This is a genomic window from Neisseria sp. 74A18 (genome assembly GCF_001308005.1).
In the GTDB taxonomy this organism is placed as follows: Bacteria; Pseudomonadota; Gammaproteobacteria; order Burkholderiales; family Neisseriaceae; genus Neisseria; species Neisseria dumasiana.
In genome coordinates, this window is sequence record NZ_LGZA01000022.1 from 39,727 (window position 1) to 46,514 (window position 6,788).

5 protein-coding genes are annotated in these 6,788 nt (G+C 54.2%); 2 read left to right on the forward strand and 3 right to left on the reverse strand.

Features of this window, described 5'->3' with window-relative positions; all coding sequences use genetic code 11:
- Positions 1 to 172: 172 nt before the first annotated feature.
- Positions 173 to 1,861, forward strand: a complete 1,689-nt coding sequence (betA, locus tag AKG43_RS08015; protein ID WP_054600046.1) for a choline dehydrogenase — start codon at positions 173 to 175, stop codon at positions 1,859 to 1,861.
- Between the two features lie 177 nt (positions 1,862 to 2,038).
- Positions 2,039 to 4,051, forward strand: coding sequence for a choline BCCT transporter BetT (betT, locus tag AKG43_RS08020; RefSeq protein WP_054600047.1), 2,013 nt, complete (start codon positions 2,039 to 2,041; stop codon positions 4,049 to 4,051).
- 81 nt (positions 4,052 to 4,132) lie between these two features.
- Here betT and AKG43_RS08025 read toward each other — a convergent pair whose 3' ends face one another.
- The 3 genes from AKG43_RS08025 to AKG43_RS08035 all read right to left on the reverse strand — a co-directional run bounded on the left by AKG43_RS08025 (position 4,133) and on the right by AKG43_RS08035 (position 6,456).
- Entirely contained in the window at positions 4,133 to 4,555 is a 423-nt protein-coding gene (locus tag AKG43_RS08025) for a murein L,D-transpeptidase (RefSeq protein ID WP_369799571.1), read from the reverse strand.
- A 3-nt stretch (positions 4,556 to 4,558) separates the two neighbouring features.
- On the reverse strand, positions 4,559 to 5,026 hold the full coding sequence (locus AKG43_RS08030; protein WP_054600049.1) for an outer membrane protein assembly factor BamE: 468 nt from the start codon (positions 5,024 to 5,026) through the stop codon (positions 4,559 to 4,561).
- Between the two features lie 83 nt (positions 5,027 to 5,109).
- Positions 5,110 to 6,456: a YadA family autotransporter adhesin gene (locus AKG43_RS08035; protein ID WP_054600050.1), complete on the reverse strand. Its 1,347-nt coding sequence runs from the start codon at positions 6,454 to 6,456 to the stop codon at positions 5,110 to 5,112.
- Between the last annotated feature and the right edge of the window lie 332 nt (positions 6,457 to 6,788).

The window sequence follows — 6,788 nt, forward strand, 5'->3', positions numbered from 1 at the left end:
GATACTGCTTATTTTTCAGACGGCCTTTTACCCCTAAGGATGACCACTGTACGACATTCATGCCGAATGTTTGGATTAGCCTGCCGTATCACATGATCCGTTTCAAAATCTGTTTCAGACGGCCTGCAAAACATAAAGGCCGTCTGAAAACCACACACTAAAAAGGAAACCCATGACCCTAAAATCCACTTACGACTACATCATCATCGGCGCGGGTAGCGCGGGCAATGTGTTGGCGGCGCGGCTGACGGAAGACGAAAATGTATCGGTGCTGCTGCTCGAAGCCGGCCTGCCCGACTACCGTTTGGATTTCCGCACGCAGATGCCCGCTGCGCTGGCGATGCCGCTGCAAGGTTTGACTTATAACTGGGGCTACAAAACCGACCCCGAGCCGTTTATGAACAACCGCCGTATGGATTGCGGGCGCGGCAAGGGTTTGGGCGGTTCTTCGCTGATTAACGGTATGTGCTATATCCGCGGCAATGCGCTGGATTTCGATCATTGGGCGAAAATCCCCGGTTTGGAAGACTGGACGTATCTCGACTGCCTGCCTTATTTCAAAAAGGCCGAACACCGCGATGCGGGCGAAAACGATTACCACGGCGGCAGCGGCCCGATTCATGTAACTACTGCCAAACCGAATGTAAACCCGCTGTTTGAGGCCATGATTCAGGCAGGCGTGGATGCGGGCTATCCGCGCACCGACGATTTGAACGGCTATCAGCAGGAAGGCTTCGGCCCGATGGACAGGTTTGTGACGCCGCGCGGCCGCCGTGCTTCTACCGCACGCGGTTATCTGGATATGGCGAAACACCGCGAGCGGCTGACGATTCTCACCGGCGCGCTTACCGACACGATTCTGTTTGACGGCAAACGCGCGCGCGGTGTGCGCTTTAGCCATCAAAACCAAACGCACAGCATCGAAGTGCGCCGCGAAGTGCTGCTGTGTGCGGGGGCGATTGCGTCGCCGCAGATTCTGCAACGCAGCGGCGTCGGCCCGGGCGAATGGCTGCGTGAGGCGGGTGTGAGCGAGGTGTTGGATTTGCCGGGTGTGGGCAACAATCTGCAAGACCATCTCGAGCTTTACATGCAGTATGAGTGCAAAGAGCCGGTGTCGATTGCGCCGGCAACGAATTGGTGGAACAAGCCTGCCATCGGCGCGGAATGGCTGTTGTTGGGTACGGGCTTGGGCGCGACCAATCATTTTGAAGGCGGCGGCTTTATCCGTTCGCATGAAAAATTCGAGTGGCCGAATATCCAATATCACTTTCTGCCGATTGCCGTGCGCTACGACGGCCGCAACGCCAGCAAGTCGCACAGTTTTCAGGCGCACGTCGGCTCGATGCGCTCGCCCAGCCGCGGCCGCATCAAGCTGAAATCGCGCAATCCGGCGGAGCATCCGAGCATTCTGTTCAACTACATGAGCCACGAACAGGATTGGGAAGAGTTCCGCGCCGCCATCCGCATCACGCGCGAAATCATGAACCAGCCCGCGCTCGACCGCTATCGCGGCGCGGTGATCACGCCGTCTGAAAGCATACAAACCGACGAGCAGCTCGACGAATATGTGCGCCAACACGCCGAAACGGCCTACCACCCTTCGTGCACCTGCGCGATGGGCGAGGGCAACGATGCGGTGGTGGACGGCGAAGGCCGCGTGCACGGCATCGACGGCCTGCGCGTGGTCGATGCGTCGATTATGCCGAACATCATCACGGGCAATCTGAACGCCACAACGATTATGTTGGCAGAGAAAATCGCCGACAAAATCCGCGGCCGCCAGCCGTTGCCGAAATCTACGGCGGATTATTATGTGGCCGACGGCGCGCCGATACGCGGCGAACCGAAGCGCAGGGCGTAAGGGCTGGTTGAGGCCGTCTGAATCGTGTTTTCAGACGGCCTTATCGGACGGATAAGCAATCAGCCCGAATATTTTCGACTTCAGCGAGTCGATGATTCAGACGGCCTTTAATTTAATAGCAAGCAGACCGGTTTGAGAGGCCGTCTGAAAACATAAAAACCATAAAAAGGAGGATACATGCACAGTGCACCCAATTCCACGGCGGCAGACGCGCCCAAGCTGGCGGTGAACAAAACCGTTTTCACCGCCGCTTCAGTGATTTCTGTCGCCCTGATTCAGTTTACCATTCTGTTTCCGGAAATCGGCGAAAACGTGCTCGGCAGCTCGCTGCGCTGGGTATCCGACCATTTCGGCTGGTATTACATGCTGGTGGTGGCGGCATATTCGATTTTTTCGCTGTTTGTCGGCTTTTCCCGCTACGGCGACATCAAGCTGGGCAAAGATCAAGACAAACCCGATTTCCCTTTTTTGGCGTGGGCGGCGATGTTGTTTTCGGCGGGCATCGGCATTGATTTGCTGTTTTTCGGCGCGTCCGAACCGCTGGCGCACTATCTCACGCCCAATACCGGCGAAGGCGGCACACCCGAAGCGGCGCGTGCGGCCTTGTCGCAAACCTTTCTGCATTGGGGGCTGCACGGTTGGGGCATCTACGCCTTAATCGGTATGGCTTTGGCGTATTTCGCCTACCGTAAAGACATGCCGCTGGCTCTGCGCAGCGCATTGGTGCCGGTGTTCGGCCAAAAACGCACCGACGGCTGGCTGGGTAATACGGTGGATACCTTCGGCGTGGTGTGTACGCTGTTGGGTATCGCCACCAGTTTGGGTATCGGCGTATTGCAGGCCAATGCGGGTTTGAGCCATGTGTTCGGTATTCCCGCCAGCCAGTTTGTTCAGGCGGCCATTATCATTTCGGTGGTAGTGGTGGCAGGGCTGTCGGCCATGTCGGGCGTGGAACGCGGCGTGCGGCGTCTGTCTGAAATCAATATGCTGGGCGCGACGTTTCTGCTGATCGCGCTGTTGGTGATGGGTTCGTCGGTATTCCTGCTGAACGCACTCACGGAAAACATCGGCGATTATTTCCAAACGCTGCTCGGCAAAACGTTTCAAGTGTATGCCTACACGGGCGAGAAAGGCGCGGAATGGAAATCGGCTTGGACGATTTTCTTCTGGGCGTGGTGGGTGGCATGGGCGCCGTTTGTCGGCCTATTTATCGCCCGCATTTCGCGCGGCCGTACCTTGCGCGAATTTGTGTTCGGCGTGATGTTTATCCCGCTCGGCTTTATCTTTGCGTGGTTCTCGATTTTCGGCAACAGCGCGATTGAGTTGGTGAACAACGGCGCGGTCGAGTTGGGCAAAACGGCGCTGGAAAACCCGGCAATGGGCATGTTTGCGCTGTTTGAACATTATCCGCTCGCTTCGCTGTGGTCGTTTCTGGCGGTGATTATCGGGCTGATTTTCTTCGTGACTTCGGCCGATTCGGGAGCGCTGGTGTTGGCAAATCTGAGTTCGCGCAATCTGGCTTCAGGTGCCGACGCGCCGATTTGGCTGCGTTTGTTCTGGGCGGCGGCCACCGGCCTGATTACGCTCGGCCTGCTGTTTGCCGGCGGTTTCAGCTCGCTGCAATCGGTGTCGGTGGTGGCAGGGTTGCCGTTCTCGCTGGTGTTGGTGGTGTATATGATTTCGATGTGGATCTGCCTGCGCCAAGAAGGCAATAAACGCAAAGCCACGCAAATCGATAAAGCGATGGTGCTCGACGACGGCCGCAACTGGCGCAACCGCTTGAGCCGTTTGGTCGATTTTCCCAGTGCGAAAACCGCTTTGCGCTTTATGATCAAAACGCTGCAACCGGCCATGCTCGAAGTGGCGCACGAGTTACAGGAAAAAGGCATTGAAACCAAGCTCACGGAAGATAAAGAAAAACATGTATTCAAGCTGGAAGTGCTGCACGGCGAAGAAGTGGATTTTCTTTATGAAGTGCGGTTGATTGAGGCCATCAAACCCGTGTTTGCACTCGGTCAGGCCGGTAATATCGCGCCCAGAAGCGAACAGGATAAATATTATCGCGCCGAGGTGTTTTTGAGCGAAGGCAGTCAGGATTACGATATCGTCGGCTACACCAAAGAGCAGATTATTATCGACATTCTGAACCAATACGAACGGCACATGCAGTTCCTGCACTTCGAGCGTTGATACGTATAATGCGGTAAGAAAACAAAGGCCGTCTGAAATATTTCAGACGGCCTTTTGATATGGTTGCCTTGTTCTCAAGCATTACAATACTTCGAGCACGAAATAGGCTTTGAGTTTTTCGTAAACATCATCGGTTACATTGATGCAGCCGTTGGTCATGATACGGTCTTTTACTCGCGAAGAAGCAATTCTTTCCAAACGCCGCTCTTCGGGTTTGAGTGTCCACACGCGGTGAACGGCGAACATAAAGTCGCCTTCTTCTTTGAATTTCATCACATCGCCGCCATAGCCGCGCCAGTTGGTTTTGACGATATTCAGGTCGAACGTACCCTTGGGTGTGGTTTTACCGATTAACACAGGGTAGCAGCGGTTGTTTTCCAAACACAATTCCGCCCTGTCGGTATGCACCACCGCTTTACGCTTCAAATGCGGCGTGCTGCCCGCCTGAGCATGAACGCTCAGGCCGAGCAGCACGGCGGCAATAACTGCAACAGTTTTCATCACAAATTATTGGCGGATGCGCTTCGGAGAAGTTTCCACTTCGCGGATGATCACTTCGCGCACAACTTCAGGTGCTTTGGCTTTCGGGCCGCAGCCTTCCGGCAGCCAGAAGAAGCTTTGCGCGTTCATCTTCTTGTCAAACAAGATTTTGTATTGGCAAGTTTTGTGTTGACCGTCTTCGCGGTAGTTGAACAGGTAGTCCCACTCGCGCACGAAGTATTGGCCTTCGTTGAAGTGCGGGCGGCCGATCAGGTTGTAGATCTGGTCTTTATTCATACCGGCTTCGATTTGGCGCACGTTATCCCAGTTGGGCCAAGAGCCGTGTTGCGAACCGCTGTGGCGGAAAGTGGTTTTTTCAGGGTTGGGCCATACCGGGTTGTCGGTCATGCCGTCTTTGCTTACTTTGCTCAGGTTGCCGCAAGCTGCCAGTGTCAGTGCAGCTGCCAGAGGTAAAATCAATGCAGACAGTTTCATTATGATTTCCTTTCGATCATTCTTTGATTCGATTCGTTCTTTAGCTTAAACAGGCCGCCCGTTTCAGACGGCCCCGCAGGTCATTACCACTGGTAACCCAAGCTGGCGCCCCAGTTCACGTCTTTACGGGTGTTTACGCCCACACCGAACTTGGTAGACCACTTGTTGTTGTCAGAGTTGTGCGCATAGCCCAAAGCCAAAGCCTGTTGGTTTTTGTAACCGCCCACAGCGGCAGATACCAAGCTCTTACCGGCTTCGTTCGGACGTTGCAGGAAGCCGATAGCAGTAGCACCGGCGATACCCGCACGCAGGTCTTTGTCCAAATCACCCACACGGTTGTTGATGTTGGTGATTTGATTGTTGATGTTGGTGATGTTGCCGCCGTTTTGGTTTACTTTTTCAGACAGGCTGTGCAGTTGGCTGCCGTTGATGGCATCGGTGCTGTTTGCCGTAATGCGGCCTGCCGCTACGTTGGTTACGGTACGTTCGGCACCTGAAGAACCCACGCTTACCGTACCCACGGGAGCAGTACCGGCAAAGCCGCCGTAAGTCAGCGAGCCTACTGTGGCGCTGTTTGTGCCTTGGGCAGGAGCAGTTCTAGAGGCAGAACCCAAAGCTACCGAACCGGCATGAGACGATACCGCACCGTTACCGATGGCAACGGCATTCAAAGCAGTTGCTTGGGCGCTGGTGCCTTGGGCAATGCTGTTGGCAGAAGAAGCGTTGGAATTGCGGCCGATGGCAACGGCATTGGCACCGCTTGCTTTGGCAGCGTTACCCAATGCAGTTGAAGCCACTGCAGAGGCTTGGGCGTTTGCGCCTACGCTGGTTGCAGCGATTCCGCTGGCATTCGCGCTGCTGCCGACAGCGGTAGCGCTTACATCGGTTGCTTTAGATTGGCTGCCCAAAGCAGTTGCAAAGTTTCCGCTGGCTTGGGCGCCGCCGCCGAAACCGGCAGCGTAAGAAGCAGAGGCAGCGGCATTAGTACCTACGGCAGTACTCGAGCCGCCGGTAGATTTGGCTTGACGGCCGATAGCGGTAGAGGCGTAAGCACCGGCATTGGCCTGACCGCCCAAAGCGGTAGCGGCAACGCCGTTAGATTGTGCCAAAGAACCGATGGCCACGCCGGCATTCAGATTGGCATTGGTGCCAGTGCCGATGGCGATGGTGCTTTGGTCTTTGGCCGCAGCATTCCAGCCGACGGCCACGCCGTAACGGCCGCTTGCGCCCAAGCTGTCTTTATTGCCGTTTGTAGAGGGGTTAGGGTTATTGGTTGCGCCGCCTACGCTCACATAATCAACACTGCTTTTGGTGCCGGTTACATAAGCCACATTGGCTTGTGCGCCAGAAGCTAAAACCATCAAACCGGCTGCAACAGAAACTGCCAGCAGACGGGGTTTAACATTGGTGTGAACATTTTTATGGTTCATGGTTATCTCCCAAACTTAAAAGAGTATCGTTTCAGCCTTCAACCAACATCATATTCGGCCGCACAAACAGCCTTTCCCGCATAAATATGCAGGTCAGACCCCCGATACAACAGTTAAAACAAAAATTAATGAAACCCAAACAGAACCGTCCAATTTCATTGCTTACTCTTATCCGTTTCTTTATCCCCATAATAAAGCTTAACCGCATTTGACTAAAGTAAATTCTTACAATCAAATCTTCCCCTTATCTTTGCTGTGTTAGACCAAATGCTTTAAATTAACTTGAGTAATATTTATTAAATACATTATATGTTTTATTATCTTTACAATTT